General features: G+C 65.1%; 1 protein-coding gene. It reads left to right on the top strand.

Going from position 1 to position 504, the window contains the following annotated elements:
• Positions 1-255 precede the first annotated feature (255 nt).
• Positions 256-504, top strand: a 249-nt coding sequence (locus ACU8YC_RS26340; RefSeq protein WP_446896170.1) for an ATP-binding cassette domain-containing protein, incomplete at its 3' end; no start/stop codon positions are given.

Genomic DNA, 504 nt, shown 5'->3' with positions numbered 1-504 from the left:
GCCCGTCCCTGGCTGGCGCGTCTGCAGCTGCCGGATCGGCGCCAGCCATCGATGAAGCCCAAGCCGCCGGCGGAGCAGGCGGGGGTGGGCGGTGCAACGATTGATGCGGTTCCCGCCAAGCAACTGGAGAGCACGCCATGAGTGGATTTCAGATGCCTAAACCGGTGCTGGCCATCGAGGGCCTGACCGTTTCCTTCGACGGGTTCAAGGCGGTCGATGACCTGAACCTCTATCTGGACCGCAACGAGGGTGCGCGTGGTGATCGGCCCCAACGGCGCCGGCAAGACCACGGTGCTCGACCTGATCTGCGGGAAGACCCGCGCCACCGGCGGCTCGATCCAGTTCGACGGGCGCGAGCTGACCAAGATGAAGGAGTTCGACATCGTTCGCGCCGGGGTCGGGCGCAAGTTCCAGAACCCGTCGATCTACGAAAACCTCAGCGTGTTCGAGAACCTGGAGATGTCCTATCCGGCCGGGCGCAAGGTGTTCGGCGCGCTGTTCTTC

Source organism: Citrobacter sp. VF227 (assembly GCF_052950715.1).
This window is presented reverse-complemented; position numbering and strand designations above follow the sequence as displayed.